Origin of the sequence: Marinovum sp. 2_MG-2023 (assembly GCF_030548265.1) — a bacterium.
GTDB lineage: Bacteria > Pseudomonadota > Alphaproteobacteria > Rhodobacterales > Rhodobacteraceae > Marinovum.
The window spans coordinates 186,442-203,832 of the sequence record NZ_JAUOSD010000007.1 but is presented as its reverse complement, the minus strand read 5'-3'; the positions used below and the strand labels follow the sequence as shown (position 1 = coordinate 203,832).

Annotated in this window: 17 protein-coding genes; 6 read left to right on the top strand and 11 right to left on the bottom strand. The window is 59.3% G+C overall.

The window, feature by feature from the left end:
- Window positions 1-167: 167 nt before the first annotated feature.
- The 6 genes from Q4577_RS10855 to pgk form a co-directional block, all read right to left on the bottom strand.
- Window positions 168-1,556, bottom strand: coding sequence for a pyruvate dehydrogenase complex E1 component subunit beta (locus tag Q4577_RS10855; protein WP_303467812.1), 1,389 nt, complete (start codon window positions 1,554-1,556; stop codon window positions 168-170).
- Between the two features lie 3 nt (window positions 1,557-1,559).
- A complete protein-coding gene (locus Q4577_RS10850; RefSeq protein ID WP_303467811.1) occupies window positions 1,560-1,943 on the bottom strand; it encodes a VOC family protein in 384 nt (127 codons plus the stop codon).
- Window positions 1,943-2,941 (bottom strand): pyruvate dehydrogenase (acetyl-transferring) E1 component subunit alpha, encoded by a 999-nt coding sequence (gene pdhA / locus Q4577_RS10845; protein ID WP_303467810.1) that lies wholly within the window; start codon window positions 2,939-2,941, stop codon window positions 1,943-1,945. Before pdhA ends, Q4577_RS10850 begins: the two co-directional genes overlap by 1 nt.
- Before the next feature lie 158 nt (window positions 2,942-3,099).
- Window positions 3,100-3,402 carry a septum formation initiator family protein gene (locus Q4577_RS10840; RefSeq protein WP_244690018.1) on the bottom strand — a complete coding sequence of 101 codons (303 nt, stop codon included), beginning with the start codon at window positions 3,400-3,402 and terminating at the stop codon, window positions 3,100-3,102.
- 243 nt (window positions 3,403-3,645) lie between these two features.
- Window positions 3,646-4,539, bottom strand: coding sequence for a fructose bisphosphate aldolase (locus tag Q4577_RS10835; protein WP_303467809.1), 894 nt, complete (start codon window positions 4,537-4,539; stop codon window positions 3,646-3,648).
- A gap of 261 nt (window positions 4,540-4,800) precedes the next feature.
- Complete coding sequence (pgk, locus tag Q4577_RS10830) at window positions 4,801-5,976, bottom strand: phosphoglycerate kinase (RefSeq protein ID WP_303467807.1); 1,176 nt, start codon at window positions 5,974-5,976, stop codon at window positions 4,801-4,803.
- A 134-nt stretch (window positions 5,977-6,110) separates the two neighbouring features.
- On the opposite strand from pgk, the gene Q4577_RS10825 reads away from it, so the two are divergent.
- The 3 genes from Q4577_RS10825 to Q4577_RS10815 all read left to right on the top strand — a co-directional run bounded on the left by Q4577_RS10825 (window position 6,111) and on the right by Q4577_RS10815 (window position 8,304).
- Complete coding sequence (locus Q4577_RS10825; protein ID WP_244690014.1) at window positions 6,111-6,617, top strand: peptidylprolyl isomerase; 507 nt, start codon at window positions 6,111-6,113, stop codon at window positions 6,615-6,617.
- Window positions 6,610-7,191, top strand: a complete 582-nt coding sequence (locus Q4577_RS10820; protein ID WP_303467806.1) for a peptidylprolyl isomerase — start codon at window positions 6,610-6,612, stop codon at window positions 7,189-7,191. The genes Q4577_RS10825 and Q4577_RS10820 overlap by 8 nt, the downstream gene beginning before the upstream one ends.
- 123 nt (window positions 7,192-7,314) lie before the next feature.
- A complete protein-coding gene (locus tag Q4577_RS10815; RefSeq protein ID WP_303467804.1) occupies window positions 7,315-8,304 on the top strand; it encodes a DUF3179 domain-containing protein in 990 nt (329 codons plus the stop codon).
- 44 nt (window positions 8,305-8,348) lie between these two features.
- Here Q4577_RS10815 and Q4577_RS10810 read toward each other — a convergent pair whose 3' ends face one another.
- The gene (locus Q4577_RS10810) at window positions 8,349-9,326 is read right to left on the bottom strand and encodes a radical SAM protein (RefSeq protein WP_303467801.1); all 978 of its coding nucleotides are present in this window, start codon (window positions 9,324-9,326) and stop codon (window positions 8,349-8,351) included.
- A gap of 138 nt (window positions 9,327-9,464) precedes the next feature.
- The gene (locus Q4577_RS10805; RefSeq protein ID WP_303467800.1) at window positions 9,465-9,677 is read right to left on the bottom strand and encodes a hypothetical protein; all 213 of its coding nucleotides are present in this window, start codon (window positions 9,675-9,677) and stop codon (window positions 9,465-9,467) included.
- On the opposite strand from Q4577_RS10805, the gene zwf reads away from it, so the two are divergent.
- The 3 genes from zwf (at window position 9,661) to pgi (ending at window position 13,546) form a co-directional block, all read left to right on the top strand.
- Window positions 9,661-11,115 (top strand): glucose-6-phosphate dehydrogenase, encoded by a 1,455-nt coding sequence (gene zwf, locus Q4577_RS10800; protein ID WP_303467798.1) that lies wholly within the window; start codon window positions 9,661-9,663, stop codon window positions 11,113-11,115. The two genes, Q4577_RS10805 and zwf, sit on opposite strands and share 17 nt — an antisense overlap.
- 99 nt (window positions 11,116-11,214) lie before the next feature.
- Complete coding sequence (gene pgl / locus Q4577_RS10795) at window positions 11,215-11,886, top strand: 6-phosphogluconolactonase (protein WP_303467797.1); 672 nt, start codon at window positions 11,215-11,217, stop codon at window positions 11,884-11,886.
- 58 nt (window positions 11,887-11,944) lie between these two features.
- Window positions 11,945-13,546 (top strand): glucose-6-phosphate isomerase, encoded by a 1,602-nt coding sequence (gene pgi, locus Q4577_RS10790; RefSeq protein ID WP_244690001.1) that lies wholly within the window; start codon window positions 11,945-11,947, stop codon window positions 13,544-13,546.
- Between the two features lie 126 nt (window positions 13,547-13,672).
- Here the strand turns inward: pgi and Q4577_RS10785 are convergent, their stop codons facing one another.
- The 3 genes from Q4577_RS10785 to Q4577_RS10775 all read right to left on the bottom strand — a co-directional run bounded on the left by Q4577_RS10785 (window position 13,673) and on the right by Q4577_RS10775 (window position 17,144).
- Window positions 13,673-14,008, bottom strand: a complete 336-nt coding sequence (locus Q4577_RS10785) for a hypothetical protein (protein WP_244689999.1) — start codon at window positions 14,006-14,008, stop codon at window positions 13,673-13,675.
- An 896-nt stretch (window positions 14,009-14,904) separates the two neighbouring features.
- Window positions 14,905-16,179 carry a phosphopyruvate hydratase gene (gene eno, locus Q4577_RS10780; RefSeq protein ID WP_303467796.1) on the bottom strand — a complete coding sequence of 425 codons (1,275 nt, stop codon included), beginning with the start codon at window positions 16,177-16,179 and terminating at the stop codon, window positions 14,905-14,907.
- 86 nt (window positions 16,180-16,265) lie between these two features.
- The gene (locus Q4577_RS10775) at window positions 16,266-17,144 is read right to left on the bottom strand and encodes a DMT family transporter (protein WP_303467795.1); all 879 of its coding nucleotides are present in this window, start codon (window positions 17,142-17,144) and stop codon (window positions 16,266-16,268) included.
- Between the last annotated feature and the right edge of the window lie 247 nt (window positions 17,145-17,391).

Here is a 17,391-nt window from a genome sequence, read left to right as displayed (position 1 = left end):
GGGTCAACCCCTCGCGCTCCCCGGGATATTTCAGAACAGAAGAAGGGACGGGGGGGCAAGGGAACCTTGGTCTTGGTGCTGCATCGGATGCAAGACGGAGCCCAGAGGCGCGCGGGCGCGCCTGACAGGTCGGGTGCAGGTGTCACATCTCAATCGGGCGGGGCCGGTCATCGGTAGGTCACTTTCTTCACTGCGGCGATGACCTCATCCGTGGTGACAAGGGCGTGCCGCTCCAGGTTGGCGGCATAGGGCATCGGCACATCCTTGCCGGTGCAATTGATCACCGGCGCGTCGAGGTAATCAAACGCTTCTTGCATCAGCACGGCAGAGATATGATTGCCGATGGCGCCGACGGGAAACCCCTCTTCCACGGTCACGCAGCGGTTGGTCTTCTGTACGCTGGCGATGACAGTGGCGGTGTCGAGCGGGCGCAGGCAGCGCAGGTCGATCACCTCGGCGTTGATCCCGTCTTCGGCCAGTTTTTCAGCGGCCTCCAACGCATAGGTCATGCCGATGCCGAAGCTGACAATGGTGACATCGCTGCCGGCGCGCCAGATCCGGGCCTTGCCGAAGGGAATTGTGAAATCCTGCATCACGGGCACGTCGAAGGTTTTGCCATATAGGATTTCGTTTTCCAGGAAAATCACCGGATTGGGGTCGCGGATGGCCGATTTCAAAAGGCCCTTGGCGTCGGAGGCGGAATAGGGGATCGCCACCTTTAGACCCGGAATATGGGCGAACCAGGCGGCAAAATCCTGGCTGTGTTGCGCGCCCACCCGGGCGGCCGCGCCGTTGGGGCCGCGAAACACCATCGGTGCGCCCATCTGCCCACCGGACATGTAAAGCGTCTTGGCGGCGGAATTGACGATCTGATCCATCGCTTGCATCGCGAAGTTGAAGGTCATGAATTCGACGATCGGTTTCAGCCCGCCAAAGGCCGCGCCCACCGCGATGCCGGTGAAGCCATGTTCGGTAATCGGCGTGTCGATCACCCGTTTGGGGCCGAATTCATCCAGCAGACCCTGGCTGATCTTGTAAGCACCCTGATATTCGCCGACTTCTTCGCCCATCAGATAGACATCGCCGTCGGCGCGCATTTCTTCGGCCATGGCGTCGCGCAGCGCTTCGCGGACGGTTTGTTGTTTGACCTCGGTGCCTTCGGGCCAATCCGGTTGCGGCGCGATCTGTGGTTGTCCGCCTTGGGGTGCGGGGGGCGTGGTCGCGGATTCTTTGGTGGTTCGGTCCGGCGTTGCATTTGGCGCGGTGGTGGTTTTGGCCGGGGCGGTCTTGACCTCTATGTCTTCCGCGCTTTCACCGTCTTCCAGCAGCAGGGCAATCGGCGTGTTGACCGATACGGAGGCCGTACCAGCCGCCACCAGCAATTTGCCAATGGTGCCGTCGTCGACCGCTTCGAATTCCATTGTCGCTTTGTCGGTTTCGATCTCGGCGATGATATCGCCAGAGGCGACGGTGTCACCTTCGCTTACCAGCCATTTGGCCAGTGTGCCTTCTTCCATCGTGGGGGACAGGGCGGGCATGAGAATTTCTGTGGCCATGGATCAAAGCCCCCCTTGGTCAGGCGTCACAAAGCCGACAATGTTGCCCTGTCCATCTTCGACATAGGCCGCGCGCCCCACGCCGGGGAAATCGGTGGGTGGCAGGGCCTCTGCGCCCCCATTGGCCAGCGCCCAGGCATATCGTTCGTCGCAATCTGCAACTTCGAAGGTCAGGGTGCAGCCGCGGACCGGACTGCCGGGTGCGGGTGTGCTGTCCATGCGTTTCATCAGCCCGCCGCTCAGACCCGCGTCAAGACCGGGGCCGGAAATCAGCATATATTCCACATCTTCTGCGCCGGGCATGGCGGCAAATTCCCAGCCGAACAGCCCTGCGTAAAACGCCTGTGCCGCACCGGTATCGGCGGCATGAATTTCAAAATGCGCCATCACACGACCTCCGCGTAAATATCGGTCCACAATTCTGCCAGATCCGGTTCCGGGCTCTCGCGTGAGAAATCTGCCGCCGCATTGACCACCTGTTTGATGTCCTTGTCGATGGATTTCAGATCTTCTTCGCTGGCATGTTTGCCGTTCAGCAAAAGCGCACGCACCTGTTCAATCGGATCGCGTTCTTCGCGCATTTTCTGCACTTCTTCGCGGGTGCGGTATTTGGCCGGGTCCGACATCGAATGGCCGCGATAGCGATAGGTCTTGATCTCAAGGATATAGGGGCCGTTGCCCGCGCGGCAGTGGCCGACAGCGGTTTCGCCCGCCGCCTTGACCGCCAGCACATCCATGCCATCCACCACTTCGCCGGGGATGCCAAATGCGGCGCCACGGGTATAGAGATCGGGTGTCGAGGTCGAGCGTTGTTGCGCGGTGCCCATGGCGTATTGGTTGTTTTCAATCACAAAAACCACCGGAAGATCCCAGAGCGCGGCCATATTGAATGTCTCATAGACCTGGCCCTGATTGGCGGCACCATCCCCGAAATAGGTGAATGTGACGCGGCCGTTTTCCTTGTATTTATCGGCAAAGGCCAGCCCGGCGCCAATCGGCACCTGCGCGCCGACGATGCCGTGGCCGCCGTAGAAATGTTTCTCTTTCGAGAACATATGCATCGAGCCGCCCTTGCCCTTGGAATAGCCGCCCGCACGTCCGGTCAGTTCCGCCATGACGCCGTTCGGGTCCATGCCACAGGCCAGCATATGACCGTGGTCGCGATAGGATGTGACGCGTTTGTCGCCCTCTTCAGTGGCGGCCTCCAGCCCGACAACAACCGCCTCTTGTCCGATATAAAGGTGACAGAAACCCCCGATCAGCCCCATGCCGTAAAGCTGGCCGGCCTTTTCCTCGAACCGGCGGATCAGCAGCATGTCCCGGTAAAATCGGATCAATTCGTCTTTGGAAATGTTCGGCTTTTTGGCTGCCCTGCGTGTGGCCATTGCGGCACCCTCCCGTGCGAATGGTTTAGCATTAAACTATCGCCAAGCCTACGCGGGGTCGAAAAGGATTGCAATGCAGGTTGATATGCGTGTCACCGGTCAATTGTGCGCGATCAGGTCGAAGACAGCAGTCCGGGCAGTAATTTCGCGGGTTTGGATTAACGGATCACAATCTCGTCGGTGCGGATCAGACCCAGCACATCGCGCGCCTGTTGGTCCAGCAGATCCAGATCAAGGTATTCGTCAGACAGGCGATGGGTCAGGTTTTCCATTTCGGCAACCTTGCCCCGCAGGATGTCACGTTCCGCTTCAAATCGCGCGGCTTCGGCCAAAATCTCAGCCCGCCGGAACAACCCAAAATCCCCCTGCACAGCGGCAAAGGTAAAATAGGCCCCTAACGTAAACGCAATTGCGAACACGCTAAGAGGAACGAGGTTCCGGCGGGTGGGACTTTTGCTCATTTACTGCCTCGAATGCATCTCTTGTCGGATGCGATGTCATGACTATGCCACAAGTGATTCGCCCTGTGAATCCCCAATGTTCCCCGATGGGCAAATTTCTGCGGCAATCGGGAAAAAGCCCGGTTTGGCCGGGGATGTTCCGATGTGACAACCGCAGGCCACAAAGCAAAACGGGCGATCCATGGGACCGCCCGCAAGCATGAATTGACAGTGAGACGAACCGAAGCTGCGCCGGTGTCGGACTTACCCGGCTTTGGAGGCCTCACAGATCGAGTCCACCGATTTGGCCAGCGTGGCGTCGAAATCGGCGTCGGATTGTTGCGCCGAAAGACCTTCGGACAGGCCACGCGAGAAGCTGGCAATCATGCCGGTGTTCTGGGCCAGTTTGGAATTTGCTTCGTCGCGCGAATACCCACCCGAAAGCGCCACAACCCGCATCACTGCCGGATGGTTGATCAGCGGTTGATAGATATTGGCCACTGTCGGCAGCGACAGTTTCAACATCACCTTCTCACCCTCTGGCAGGGTGTCGAGGTTCTTCAGGATTTCGTCGCGCAGCAATTCTTCGGCTTCGGCCTTGTCCGCGATGGTGATTGTGACCTCGGGTTCGATGATCGGCATCAGACCGTGGCTGGCAATCTGGCGGCCAATTTCGAATTGCTGTGCCACAACGCTGGCGATCCCGGCCGGGTTGGCCGCGTCGATCACCGACCGCATTTTTGTGCCAAAAATGCCCTTGGTCACTGCGCGGGCCAAAAGCGAATCCAACTCAGGCATTGGTTTCATCATTTTGACGCCATCTGTGGGCTCGGCCAGACCTTTGTCGACCTTCAGAAACGGCACGACACCGCATTCTTTCCACAGATATTCAGCGGTGGGGGTGCCGTCGATGTCGCCGTCCATGGTACGTTCGAACAGGATGGCGCCAATCACCTTTTCCCCGGTAAAGGCGGGGGATTTGATAATGCGGGCGCGCATTTCATGCACTTTGGCGAACATTTCTTCGTCACCCGAATAGGCATCTTCGGTCACGCCGTAAAGCCGCAGCGCCTTGGGGGTCGAGCCGCCGGATTGGTCGAGTGCTGCGATAAAGCCGATTTTGTTGGCCATTTGATCGGCCATTGCCTGATTGGTCATAATGTCTTGTCCGTCCCAAAAATGTGATCCCAGGGGGATTATCGCCCCCTTTGGGCGGAGTGGTAAGCGAGCGGTCAGAGGCTTGCAATGTGGTGGCGCTAACATCTGGCGCCTCGAAGCGGTTTGGACCGGGACCGTGTCCAAACCGCTGCATTCTTGATGCAAACCCGGGCAAAAACCGATGCAAAAAGGCCGGTTTATTTGCCCGGGGTGTGTTCTGACGGGCCGGGGCGGGATTTACTGCCTCGGCGCGGCGCAGGCCTAGCCCAGAGCGGCGACGCCGGGCAGTTCCTTGCCTTCCATCCATTCCAGGAAAGCGCCACCAGCGGTCGAGATATAGGTGAAATCCTCTGCCGCGCCGGCCTTGTTCAATGCGGCAACCGTGTCACCGCCACCGGCCACGGAAATCAGTTTGCCCGCTTTGGACAGATCCGCGGCCTGTTTGGCGGCGGCATTTGTGGCGGCATCAAACGGTTCGATTTCAAAGGCACCCATCGGGCCATTCCAGATCAGGGTCTTTGCCCCGGCCAGAACCTCTGCCACGGCGGCCACTGTTGCGGGGCCGGCATCCAGAATCATTGCATCGGCGGGGCAGGCGTCTGCGGCGACGGTTTCATTGTCGGCACCGGCCTTGAACTCACGCGCGACAACCACATCGACCGGCAACAGGATGGTGCAGCCCGCAGCCTCGGCCTTGCCCATGATCTCGCGGGCGGTGTCGGTCATGTCGTGTTCGGCCAGCGATTTGCCGACATCAATGCCCTGTGCCGCAAGGAACGTGTTGGCCATGCCGCCGCCAATCACCAGATGGTCGACCTTGCTGACCAGATTGCCCAGCAGGTCCAGCTTGCTTGACACTTTGGCGCCGCCAACCACGGCCACCACCGGGCGTTCTGGTTTGCCCAATGCGGCCTCCAGCGCCGACAGTTCTGCCTGCATCAAACGTCCGGCGCAGGACGGCAACAGCCGCGCCACACCTTCGGTTGAGGCATGCGCGCGGTGGGCCGCCGAAAACGCATCGTTGCAGTAGATGTCGCCAAGCGAGGCGAGGAAAGCGGCCATTTTCGGGTCGTTCTTTTCTTCCATCTCGCTGAAACGGGTGTTTTCCACCAGCACCACGGTGCCCTTGGCCAGACCGTCAATCTCGTCGCGCGACGGCTTTTCGATGAATGTCACGCTCTGGCCCAAGGCGGCCTCCAGCGCGGGCACCACCTGACGCAGGCTCATCTCGGGTACGAATTTTCCCTTGGGGCGGCCAAAATGCGCCAGCATCACCGGCGTGCCGCCCTTGGCCAGAATGTCCTTGAGTGTGGGGATGATGCGTTCGATCCGGGTGGCATCGGTCACTTTGCCGTTGTCCATCGGCACGTTGATGTCGACCCGTGTCAGCACCACTTTGCCATCCAGATCCATGTCGTCGAGTGTTTTCCAGCCCATGTCGCCGCTCCTGTGCAGGGGGATTTCGGTTGAGGCATTGTTTGGCCGCTTAGCGCGCCGGCGTCAATCACGCGCTTGCCGACCGGGGCGTGGCTGATTAGGTATCAGGTCAAGTATGGCAACAGGAGGCCCAGATGGCCGAAATCAAAGATCCCGAAAACACCATCCTGATGGAACTGGCCGGTGGCACCGTCACAATCGAGCTTTTGGCCGATGTGGCACCAGAGCACACCAAACGGATGAAGGAACTGGCCCGCGCCGGTGAATATGACAATGTCGCCTTTCACCGGGTGATCGACGGTTTCATGGCGCAAACCGGCGATGTGCAGAACGGCGATATGGAAGACGGGTTCAACCTGCGTGCCGCAGGCACCGGCGGTTCGTCGCTGCCTGACCTTCCGGCAGAGTTTTCCAAACTGCCGCATGCGCGTGGCACCCTGGGCGCGGCGCGGTCGCAGAACCCGAATTCGGCGAATTCGCAGTTCTTCATCAACTTTAAGGACAATGATTTCCTCAACGGCCAATACACTGTTTATGGTCGGGTGATTTCCGGCATGGAACATGTCGATGCGATCACACGTGGCGAGCCGCCTGCGAACCCGGACCGGATGATTTCGGTCAAGGTGGCCGCAGATGTCTAAGCTGGCAATTGCATTCTCCCTTCTGGCCAGCCCTGTGCTGGTCATGTTGGACGGCGCGCCGGTTGGCGCAACGGGGCTGGAAATCGCCATCGCGGGCGAGGCCAACGGCACCGTCACCATCGACCTGTTCGAAGACATCGCCCCGGCGCATGTCGCCCAGATCACCGAATTGGCCAGCGAAGGCGCCTATGACGGCGTGGTCTTTCACCGCGTGATCGACGGTTTCATGGCACAGACCGGCGATGTCGAATTCGGCAACACCAGCGTGGCGGGCTTTTCCATGCAGATGGCAGGGCGGGGCGGTTCGGATCGCGCCGATCTTCCGGCTGAATTTTCCGATACGCCGTTTGATCGCGGTGTGGTCGGCATGGCCCGCAGCCAGAACCCGAACAGCGCCAATTCGCAGTTCTTCATCATGTTCGAACCGGGGCATTTCCTGAACGGTCAATATACCGTGGTGGGCAAGGTCACCGAAGGCATGGACGTGGTTGATGCGATCAAACGCGGAACCGGCGGCAATGGCGCGGTTGTGGGCGAGGCTGATGTCATGACCACGGTCACGGTCACCGACTAGGCAGGGCCAGTGTCGCCTGGGGTCGCGTGGGGTCACGTGATGACCCACGGACGATCAAACCCGCGTGCAGGGGGCTAGGCAACCGGCCCCCTGACAGCGCATCCTGTCACAAGGGGGTGCGCCATGAAAATCAAATCCATAAGCCTTTTCAAACCAATTTGCCTGGCGGCAATCTTGTCCGCAGTGGCCGGTCTGGCCGGGGCCAATCCGCAACTTTGGTCCGGGGAATGGCCGAACACCGACTTTTCCCAAACCACTGTTGACGCCTGGTCGGAAATCCAATCCGGGGGACCGCCCAAGGATGGTATCCCGGCGCTGGATGATCCGGCGTTTGTGCCGGTCGCGCGCCACAGCGGGATCGGGGGCCGTGAACCGGTGATCACGCTCGAAATCGAGGGCGCCAAGCCGCGCGCCTATCCGATCCGCTATTTGACCTGGCATGAAATCGTGAACGATCGGGTCGGCGGTGTGCCGGTCGCCGTCACCTTTTGCCCGCTGTGCAATTCCGGCATCACCTTTGACCGGCGCACGCCCCATGGCGTGCTGAGTTTCGGCGTGTCCGGCAAACTGCGCAATTCCGACATGGTGATGTATGACCGCGAAACCGAGAGCTGGTGGCAACAGGCCGTCGGCACAGCCATTGTCGGGGATCTGCTGGGAACAGAGCTGGCCATGTTGCCAAGCTGGATGGAAAGCTGGGATCAGTTTCGCAGCCGCAATCCCGAGGGGCTGGTGATGGCAGAGCCGAATTGGTCGCGCCGTTATGGCAGCAATCCCTATCAGAAATATGATTCGTCGGTGCGCCCGTTCCTTTATTCCGGCGAATTGCCGCCGCATGGGGTGCCGGCGCTGATGCGCGTGGTACGGGTGGGGGATCGGGCCTGGCCGCTGTCGCGTTTTGACACCGCGCAGGAGATTTCCGAAGCCGGCTTTACCCTGTCATGGCGCGAAGGCCAGGCCTCGGCGTTGGACAGCGGACAGATCAATCAGGGCAGGGAGGTCGGGACAATCCGGGTCCGCGACGGCAATGGTCGCGACGTGGCCCATGATGTGCTGTTTGCTTTTGCCTTCCATGCCTTCTGGCCGGATGGAACCTGGATGCTTGGGCGGTGACGCAGGCCTGAAACCAGCAGAGCAGGGCCCTTGCCGGGGTCTGCTCACCCGGAACAGCTGGCGCCGCCCAGAACACAGAATTTGGCGCAATGGGGATGGTTCAGCGCCACATCACCCTCGGCCTCGGCCAGGGTGGCGCCCAATTCGAATTCGGGCTCATAGGGCAACAATGTACAGGCCAGAACCGCAGGGGCATCGGCGCCCTTGCGCTTGACCACCATCCGGGACGAGGAACACATCACATCACGCGGTGATTTGTTCAGGATGCTCCAGCATTCTGTCGTGATTTCAGGCACTTCGACCGAAACATCCATTTCCGGGAACAACACGGTATCGCCAGGATTGTCGGCATTGATGTCAAAGCCTTCGGTGGCAAACAGCCGGGCATATCCGGCCCGCGCCGCGGCCTCGCTTTCGGCCCAGACGATCCGCCCCGCCACGGCCATGTTCACCCCTTCCGCGGCCAGCCATCGCATGCCGATCAGGGTTTTCTCATGCGCACCCGCGCCGCGTTCGGCATCGTGATGTTCCGGGTCCCAATGATCGAGCGACACCCGCAAGGTCAGCTTGTCGCCAAAGTCGCGTTGCAGATCCCGCAGGCCGGCCTGCACGGTCTTGCGCATCATTGGCCGCATGGCATTGGTCAGGATCAGCACCTCGTACCCGCGTTCCAGCGATGCGCGCGCCATGGCGACCATCTCGGGGTTCATGAAGGGCTCTCCGCCGGTAAAGGCGATTTCCGAAACGCCCCATTTGCGATCGTCCAGTTGATCCAGAAAATCGACCACCTCGGCACAGGTCAGATAGACCAGCCGTTCGTTGCTGGGCGAGCTTTCGATATAGCAGTTTGCGCATTCGATATTGCACAGCGTCCCGGTGTTGAACCACAGGGTTTCAGGGTTGCTCAGCGCAACACGTGCCCGTGCGTCACCATTGGCGGTGAAATTTTCATCAATGAACTTGCCCGTGTTGGGCCCCGAGTCAGCCCCCGTGGCGGGCATTGAATCTCTGTGATCTTTCATGGGCTTGTCGCAATCTTTTGGTTCGGGTACTGGGGTAGCCTGCCAAAGCGGCGTTGCCAATGGTCAACAGATTGTCTGACGCCATTGTGAAGCGCAAAATGCGTGTTAGACTTCTGCAGGAAAGCGGGGTAAATGTGCCTACGTTAGCGCTAACGTCAGGCTGGTGTCGCTCTGTGCCACACCCGTGCCCGACTGCAGTTTCCTGACGATGAAGACATAGACCTGACGACACAGACCCGACGAAACAGACCCGGCGACAGATACCCGGCGACCGACCAGTTTTAACGACAACGGCCCGAAGATATCCGGCCAAGCGACAGTAAGAGGAACGATCATGGTTTCACGCGTCATTCCGGTGGATCCCTTTGATCTGGTGATTTTTGGCGGCACGGGCGATCTGGCCCGGCGCAAGATCCTGCCCGGACTTTTCCGGCGGTATTGCTCTGGTCAAATGCCGACCGAGGCCCGGATCATTGGTGCCGCGCGGTCCGATATGGGCCACGACGAATATCGCCAGATGGTGCGCGATGCGATCAATGAATTTGATTCGCAGCGGCCAGAAGACTGCCCGGATCTTGGCGGTTTCCTGGAGCGGTTGAGCTATGTCAAAGTGGATGCCAAGGGCGACGGTGGTTGGCCCGAGCTGCATGAAATGCTGCGCGACGGTATGGTGCGGGCGTTCTATTTCTCGGTTGCGCCGTCCCTGTTTGGCGATATCGCCGAACGGCTGCACAACAAGGGGCTGGCGGATCGTGAAAGCCGGATCGTGGTCGAAAAACCCTTTGGCCGGGATCTGGAAACCGCCCGCGCGCTCAATGCCTCGCTTGAGGCGTTTTTCCACGAAGATCAGATTTATCGCATCGACCATTATCTGGGCAAGGAAACCGTCCAGAACCTGATGGCGGTGCGGTTTGGCAATATGTTGTTCGAACCGCTGTGGAACAGCCAGTATATTGATCATATTCAGGTGACCGTTGCGGAAACCGTGGGTGTTGGCGGGCGCGGTGGCTATTACGATACATCCGGTGCGATGCGCGATATGGTGCAAAACCACCTGATGCAATTGCTGTGCCTGATCGCGATGGAACCGCCAGCCCGATTTGAACCGGACGCCGTGCGCGACGAAAAGCTCAAGGTGATCCGCGCGCTGGAACCGGTGCAGCCACATCATATCGTGCGCGGCCAGTATGATGCCGGTGGTGACGAGGCCAGCTATCGCGAACATGCCGAAAACCCCCGGTCCAAGACCGAAAGCTTTCTGGCGCTGAAATGCCATATCTCGAACTGGCGCTGGGCCGGCACGCCGATCTATTTGCGCACGGGCAAACGGCTGAAATCGCGCACCAGCGAAATCGCCGTGGTGTTCAAGGAAACCCCGCATTCGATCTTTGACGAAGATGCCGGGCGTCACCGCAATATCCTGACCATCCGTTTGCAGCCCAACGAAGGCATGGAATTGGGTGTCACGATCAAGGAGCCGGGACCGGGCGGGATGCGTCTGGTGGATGTGCCTTTGGATATGACATTCTCGGACGCTTTGGGCCCGGATGTGGATGACGTGCCGGATGCCTATGAACGGCTGATCATGGATGTGATCCGTGGCAATCAGACCCTGTTCATGCGCGGAGACGAGGTCGAGGCCGCCTGGGCCTGGACCGATCCGATCATCGAGGGCTGGGAGGCACGCGGAGATGTGCCGAAAATCTATGATGCCGGGTCGTCCGGTCCGGAAGATGCATTGATGCTGATGCACCGGGATGGACGAAAATGGCGCGAGATCAAAGCCTGAAACCTGTTGGAACGGGCCTGCGGCTGGCGTAGTACCGATGCAGGACAGGCCGCGGGTCATTCCCGCGCGCCAGAACCCGTATAGAAGTGAGGACGCGCCATGGAATTCATCGAATATGCCGACCGGGAAATGTTGGTGATTGACCTGGCCAATAAATTGGCCGGCGAATTGCGCTCTGCGCTGCAACATCAGGACAGGGTTTTGATGGCGGTGCCGGGCGGGACAACGCCGGGGCCGATCTTTGACGATCTCTGCGCCGCCGATCTGGATTGGTCGCGGGTCGATGTGATGCTCAGCGATGAACGCTGGGTGCCAGAGGACAGTGAACGGTCCAACACCCGCCTGCTGCGCGAACGGCTTTTGGTTGATCGGGCCGCAGCGGCCACTTTGTTGCCGATGTATCTGCCAAGTGACACCCCAGAAGACCGGTTGGCCGAGTTAGAGGCCCTGATCACGCCGCGTTTGCCGGTGCAGGTGCTGTTGCTGGGCATGGGCGCCGATATGCATACGGCGTCGCTGTTTCCCGGGGCTGATCAGCTTGAGGGGGCGCTGTCGCCCAAGGCGCCGATCCTGATGGCCATGCGGGCGCCCGGCGCACCGGAACCGCGTGTGACCCTGACCGCGCCGGTGCTGGATGGCGCGATGTCGAAACATATTGTCATCTTTGGCGACGAGAAACGCACAGCGCTCAACCGCGCCCGCCAGCTCAGCCCGAAAGACGCGCCGGTGGCTGCCGTCCTGTCCGAGGCACAGGTGCATTGGGCGCCGTAAACGGCCCGTCTGATACCGGTAATCACCCCATCAAGACCCAATTGAGGATCGTGACCCCATGTGGACCAAATTGAATGCCCTGGCCAAATCCGCGAAATCCCGGACAATTCTGGAATTGTTCGAATCCCCTGGGCGCGGGGCGGCATTTTCGACCCGATTTGATCATTTCCTGTTCGATTACTCCAAGACCACGCTCGACAGCGAAACCCTGAATGCCCTGTTGGAACTGGCTGAAACCGCCGGTGTCGCGGCAAAACGGGATGCGATGTTCGCCGGTGAAAAGATCAATGAAACCGAAGGGCGGGCGGTGCTGCATACGGCGCTGCGCAACCTGGATGGTGACGCGGTCATGGTCGACGGTCAGGATGTGATGCCGGATGTTTTGGCGACATTGGACCGGATGGAGGTCTTTGCCGAAGATGTGCGCGCCGGACGGTTTCAGGGGCAGGGCGGGGCGATCACCGATGTCGTGAATATCGGCATTGGCGGGTCTGACCTTGGGCCGGTGATGGCCTATCATGCGCTGTCGCCTTATGCGGACGGGCCGCGCATTCACTATGTATCGAATGTGGATGGGGCCGATGTGGCCGACACCCTGCGCGGGCTGGATCCGACCACCACGCTGGTGATTGTGGCCTCCAAAACCTTTACCACCATCGAAACCATGACCAATGCACGCACGGCGCGGGCCTGGATGTCGGACAAGGTCAGCGATCCTGCGGCGCAATTCGCGGCGCTGTCTTCGGCCACCGACAAGACCGCCGATTTCGGCATTGATCCCACGCGGGTGTTCGGATTCGAGGATTGGGTCGGCGGGCGTTATTCCGTCTGGGGACCGATCGGGCTGTCGTTGATGATTGGCATCGGGGCAGAGGCGTTTCGCGCCATGCTGCGCGGGGCCCAGTCGATGGACCGCCATTTCTGTGCGGCAGAGTTTCATGAAAACCTGCCGGTGCTGCTGGCCCTTGTCGGGATCTGGCACAATCAGGGCCTGGGCTATGGCACCCGTGCGGTGCTGCCGTATGACAATCGTCTGATCCGCCTGCCGGCCTATCTTCAACAGCTGGAGATGGAGAGCAACGGCAAAAGCGTTGCGATGGATGGCAGCGATCTGGAGATCAATTCCGGTCCGGTCGTCTGGGGCGAGCCGGGCACAAATGGCCAGCACGCGTTTTACCAGCTGATCCATCAGGGCACGCGGGTGATCCCCTGTGAATTCATGGTCGCGGCAGAGGGCCACGAACCCGATCTGGCCCATCATCACCAGCTTTTGGTCGCCAATTGTCTGGCCCAATCCGAAGCCTTGATGCGCGGCCGGTCGTTGGACGAGGCGCGCGAAAAGGTTGCGGGTAAATTTGAAGGTGCGGAACTGGACCGTCAGGCCCGCCATCGGGTGTTTGCGGGCAATCGCCCCTCGACCACCTTGGTCTATCCGAAACTGACACCCGAAGTCTTTGGTCAGATCGTGGCGCTCTATGAACACCGCGTTTTTGTCGAGGGCGTGATCCTGGGCATCAACTCCTATGATCAATGGGGGGTGGAGCTGGGCAAAGAGCTGGCCACCGCGCTGGGGCCGATTGTCGCCGGTGAGGAAAGCGCCGAGGGCAAAGACGGATCGACCCAGCAGCTTGTTGATTTTGTTCTGAAAAACAGAGACTGAAGTCTCTTGCGGCGCGCCGCCGCAGACCGGGTTGCATGACAAAAAAAGGACGGGGGCGAACCCCCGTCATTTAGTGGTAGAGTGGTGGATCAGACACTTCTTGCTGAGAGGCTTGAAGAACCCTTGTCATCCACCACGGACAAGGGCTGTTTCGACGACGCCCTGAACAATCAGGGTCAGTAGGGAAAACAGGAAGAATGCCGCGTGGGCGAACTCCCAGACTGCTGTCGGTCCGGTGACCGAGTAGTCGGCGGCATCAAACATGATCAGTGCCGTGATCAAGATGATTGAGAAAAACGCGGCAACCTGTGTGCGAATTCCCATCACCAGCCAGAGCGCAAAGATGCACATCAGTATGACGATCGGCAGGATTGTATACTGAAACTGCGATACATGGCTGAAATCCATCCAGGAATGTGTCAGCGGGCCATGGTAGGCACCCAGCGTCGCCAGGGCAGTCATGACAAGCGTGTATCCGCAGAAAAGTCTCGCGCATAGGGATATGGATAGGTTTTTCACTGTTCTTGACCTCATTTTATTTTATTTGCTTTATATTGTTTTTAATGATCGCGGAAACACCGTGCAATAAAAATTTGTGAGGTGCCTCACATAAGGTGACGTTACGTCGCGTAAGTCTTGCCGCAATATGCTGATATTATTAGATTTTTTATAAGTGATTAAAAAAGTGGCAGTTGATGGGTCAAATAATTAACTGTGCCAATTTTGCGCTAAATCACCCGGGTTTCCGTTTTAATTGATCGGGCAATTAATAACCCGGAATTGCCCGAATAGTTATGGTTTTATTTCAGGAAAGGTTATAAATTCTAATCGTTGATGGGTCATTTATTTTATATTTATTGATTGGTCAGTTAATAAAGATACCCTTGAAATACTCGCTATGGGTGAGTTTTCCTGCCCTGCGCCGCCGGATCTGACCCGATTTTTCCGAAGTTGTGTAACGCGAGTACGTGGCTGGATTTCCGGGGTGGTCAGCGAACCGGAGAACAGAAGCGGAGGTCAGAACCGGGAGTTTGTCGTAAACACATCTCGATTCGCTTCAACACCATCAAAATTGGGGGGGGGGAGCCGGGTTTGGCGGCGTTTCAATGCTGTGCGACGGCCATCCGGGGCATCTAGGGGTGTTCAGCTGCGTTCACAGGGGCGAGGTGGGCGACATGACCCGGCGGGCATCCCTGGTGCTTTGCGATAGGGCGCTGGTGATGCAGGGCCAATTGGGCCTGCTTTCTGACACCCGGGGCCGGACCCCGATACAGGCAGTCTGCCCCCAAAAACGCAAAGGGCCTCTTCGCAGGTACGAAGAGGCCCAAGATACACTTTACTGCGGCATCCGCCGGAAATTAGCGCAGGATCGATGTCCCGGCATATTCAGCCGTTTCACCCAGCATTTCCTCAATCCGGATCAACTGGTTGTATTTCGCCAACCGGTCAGACCGCGCCAGCGAGCCGGTTTTGATCTGGCCACAGTTGGTGGCAACCGCGAGGTCGGCAATGGTGGCATCCTCGGTTTCGCCCGAACGGTGCGACATCACATTGGTATAGCGCGCACGGTGCGCCATATCGACGGCTTTCAATGTCTCGGTCAGGCTGCCGATCTGGTTGACCTTCACCAGCATCGAATTCGCCACGCCGCGTGCGATACCATCGGCCAGACGCACCGGGTTGGTCACAAACAGATCGTCGCCAACCAGCTGGATCTTGTCGCCGATCTTGTCGGTCAACAGCTTCCAGCCGTCCCAGTCGTCTTCGCTCATGCCGTCTTCGATCGAGATGATGGGATAATCATCGCAGAGCGCCGCGAGATAATCGGCATTTTCCGCAGATGTCAGGGATTTGCCTTCGCCCTTCATCTCGTATTTGCCATCTTTGTAATATTCTGTCGCGGCGCAATCCATCGCGAGGTAAATATCCTCGCCCGGTTTGTAGCCCGCTTTTTCGATCGACTTCAGGATGAAGTCCAGCGCTTCGCGTGTCGAGCCAAGTTCGGGGGCAAAACCGCCTTCGTCGCCAAGACCGGTCGACATGCCCGCAGCAGACAGTTCTTTTTTCAGGGTATGGAACACTTCGGAGCCCATGCGCACGGCGTCACGAATATTCGTGGCCGACACTGGCATGATCATGAATTCCTGAATGTCGATCGGGTTGTCGGCATGTTCGCCGCCATTGATGATGTTCATCATCGGCACCGGCAGGATACGGGCCGAGGTGCCGCCGACATAGCGGAACAGCGGTTGTGCGGTGTAATCTGCGGCGGCTTTGGCCGTGGCCAGCGACACACCAAGGATGGCGTTTGCGCCCAGACGGCCCTTGTTGTCGGTGCCGTCCAGTTCGATCATCGCCATATCAATTGCGACCTGTTCGGTGGCGTCCATGCCGACGATGGCATCGGCGATTTCGCCGTTCACGGCGGCAACAGCCTCCAGCACGCCTTTGCCCATGTAACGGGACTTGTCGCCGTCGCGCTTTTCGACGGCCTCATAGGCGCCGGTGGAGGCGCCCGACGGCACAGCCGCACGGCCAATGGTGCCGTCTTCCAGGGTCACATCGACCTCAACCGTCGGGTTGCCCCGGCTGTCGAGGATTTCGCGGGCAAAAATGTCAATAATGGTGCTCATGGGTTTTGTCCTCATGACGATAAAGTTGCGGTATCTGTAGCAGAGGGCAGGGGGTTTGCAAACCGATCCTTGTTAGCGCTAACCAATCAGGCCGCCGCGCCCTTTGCTGTCGCTTGGCGGCGCTCTCGCAGGAAAGTGTAGAGACCCGACGCCATGATGATTGCCGCCCCGATCAAGGTCAGGTTGTCGGGCCTGTCGCCCATGACCAGAATCCCCAGCCCCATGGTAAAGACAAGACGGCTGTAGCGGAACGGCGCGACAATCGCCGCAGGGGCCATGCGCATTGCCGCTGTAACCAGATAATAACCAGCCGTGGTCACCACCACCGCCGCCGCCACCGCCGCGAAAGCATGGGCCTCGATTGCCACGGTCGGGGCTGACAACATCATGAACACCAGACCGGCCGGAATGGTGGCGGCAAAGCCCCATGTCGACAGCACAAGAGAGGGCAGATCGCTTGGCACCAGCCGTGTCAACAGATCCCGCCCCGCCAGGCCGACGGCGCCCATCGCCACCAACAATGCCGCAGGCTCAAACCCGTCCATGCCGGGCCGGATCACCAGCAACATGCCGGCCAGACCAACAAAAATTGCGCTCCAGCGTCGCCAGCCCACAGTTTCCCCAAGGAACACCGCCGCGCCCAGTGTGACCAGCAGCGGCGTCGTTTGCATGATCGCGGCAACCATCGGCAGCGGCGTGCCGGCAATGCCGGTGATCAGACCAATGGCCGCCAGAATTTCAAAGCCATTGCGGGCCAGCACATTGCGATGCCAGAAATGCCGCGAGCGCAGGGAAACGCCAAGCACCAGCGACAAGATCACAAACAGGCTGGTGCCGCCGGTGCTGAGGAAAAACATCACCTGTCCGGGGGTGAGCCCCTGGCTGGCCAGTTTGATAAACAGATCGCTGAGCGCGAGGCACGCCATTGACAGCGTCATGAACAGGATCGCGCGCAGCACATACATTACAGATGTCCAGAAATTAGGCAGGTTGGCCTATGCCTAACGCGGTGCGGTGACCATGCCAAGCCCGCTATTTCCGTCACCGGTGTACAAAGGATGACGTGAAATGTCGTCGCGCCCTGCGCGCCGACAGGCTGGGGGCCAGCCCCCAGACCCCCGGGATATTTTGACCAAGAAGAAAGGGGGAGGTGGCGGTGTGTTTTGGCCTCCGTCGGTGTTTTGGCTGTGGTGTGGGCGCATGGGGCCCCCT

What these genes read in the sequence shown, in the direction of transcription:
- pgi (WP_244690001.1), top strand. Translation starts at nt 11,945, where the DNA reads ATGTGGACCAAATTGAATGCCCTGGCCAAATCCGCGAAATCCCGGACA.
- Q4577_RS10805 (WP_303467800.1), bottom strand. Translation starts at nt 9,677, where the DNA reads ATGACGCGTGAAACCATGATCGTTCCTCTTACTGTCGCTTGGCCGGAT.
- pdhA (WP_303467810.1), bottom strand. Translation starts at nt 2,941, where the DNA reads ATGGCCACACGCAGGGCAGCCAAAAAGCCGAACATTTCCAAAGACGAA.
- pgl (WP_303467797.1), top strand. Translation starts at nt 11,215, where the DNA reads ATGGAATTCATCGAATATGCCGACCGGGAAATGTTGGTGATTGACCTG.
- Q4577_RS10835 (WP_303467809.1), bottom strand. Translation starts at nt 4,539, where the DNA reads ATGACCAATCAGGCAATGGCCGATCAAATGGCCAACAAAATCGGCTTT.
- Q4577_RS10850 (WP_303467811.1), bottom strand. Translation starts at nt 1,943, where the DNA reads ATGGCGCATTTTGAAATTCATGCCGCCGATACCGGTGCGGCACAGGCG.
- eno (WP_303467796.1), bottom strand. Translation starts at nt 16,179, where the DNA reads ATGAGCACCATTATTGACATTTTTGCCCGCGAAATCCTCGACAGCCGG.
- Q4577_RS10825 (WP_244690014.1), top strand. Translation starts at nt 6,111, where the DNA reads ATGGCCGAAATCAAAGATCCCGAAAACACCATCCTGATGGAACTGGCC.
- zwf (WP_303467798.1), top strand. Translation starts at nt 9,661, where the DNA reads ATGGTTTCACGCGTCATTCCGGTGGATCCCTTTGATCTGGTGATTTTT.
- Q4577_RS10815 (WP_303467804.1), top strand. Translation starts at nt 7,315, where the DNA reads ATGAAAATCAAATCCATAAGCCTTTTCAAACCAATTTGCCTGGCGGCA.
- Q4577_RS10810 (WP_303467801.1), bottom strand. Translation starts at nt 9,326, where the DNA reads ATGAAAGATCACAGAGATTCAATGCCCGCCACGGGGGCTGACTCGGGG.
- Q4577_RS10840 (WP_244690018.1), bottom strand. Translation starts at nt 3,402, where the DNA reads ATGAGCAAAAGTCCCACCCGCCGGAACCTCGTTCCTCTTAGCGTGTTC.
- Q4577_RS10855 (WP_303467812.1), bottom strand. Translation starts at nt 1,556, where the DNA reads ATGGCCACAGAAATTCTCATGCCCGCCCTGTCCCCCACGATGGAAGAA.
- Q4577_RS10820 (WP_303467806.1), top strand. Translation starts at nt 6,610, where the DNA reads ATGTCTAAGCTGGCAATTGCATTCTCCCTTCTGGCCAGCCCTGTGCTG.
- Q4577_RS10775 (WP_303467795.1), bottom strand. Translation starts at nt 17,144, where the DNA reads ATGTATGTGCTGCGCGCGATCCTGTTCATGACGCTGTCAATGGCGTGC.
- pgk (WP_303467807.1), bottom strand. Translation starts at nt 5,976, where the DNA reads ATGGGCTGGAAAACACTCGACGACATGGATCTGGATGGCAAAGTGGTG.
- Q4577_RS10785 (WP_244689999.1), bottom strand. Translation starts at nt 14,008, where the DNA reads ATGACTGCCCTGGCGACGCTGGGTGCCTACCATGGCCCGCTGACACAT.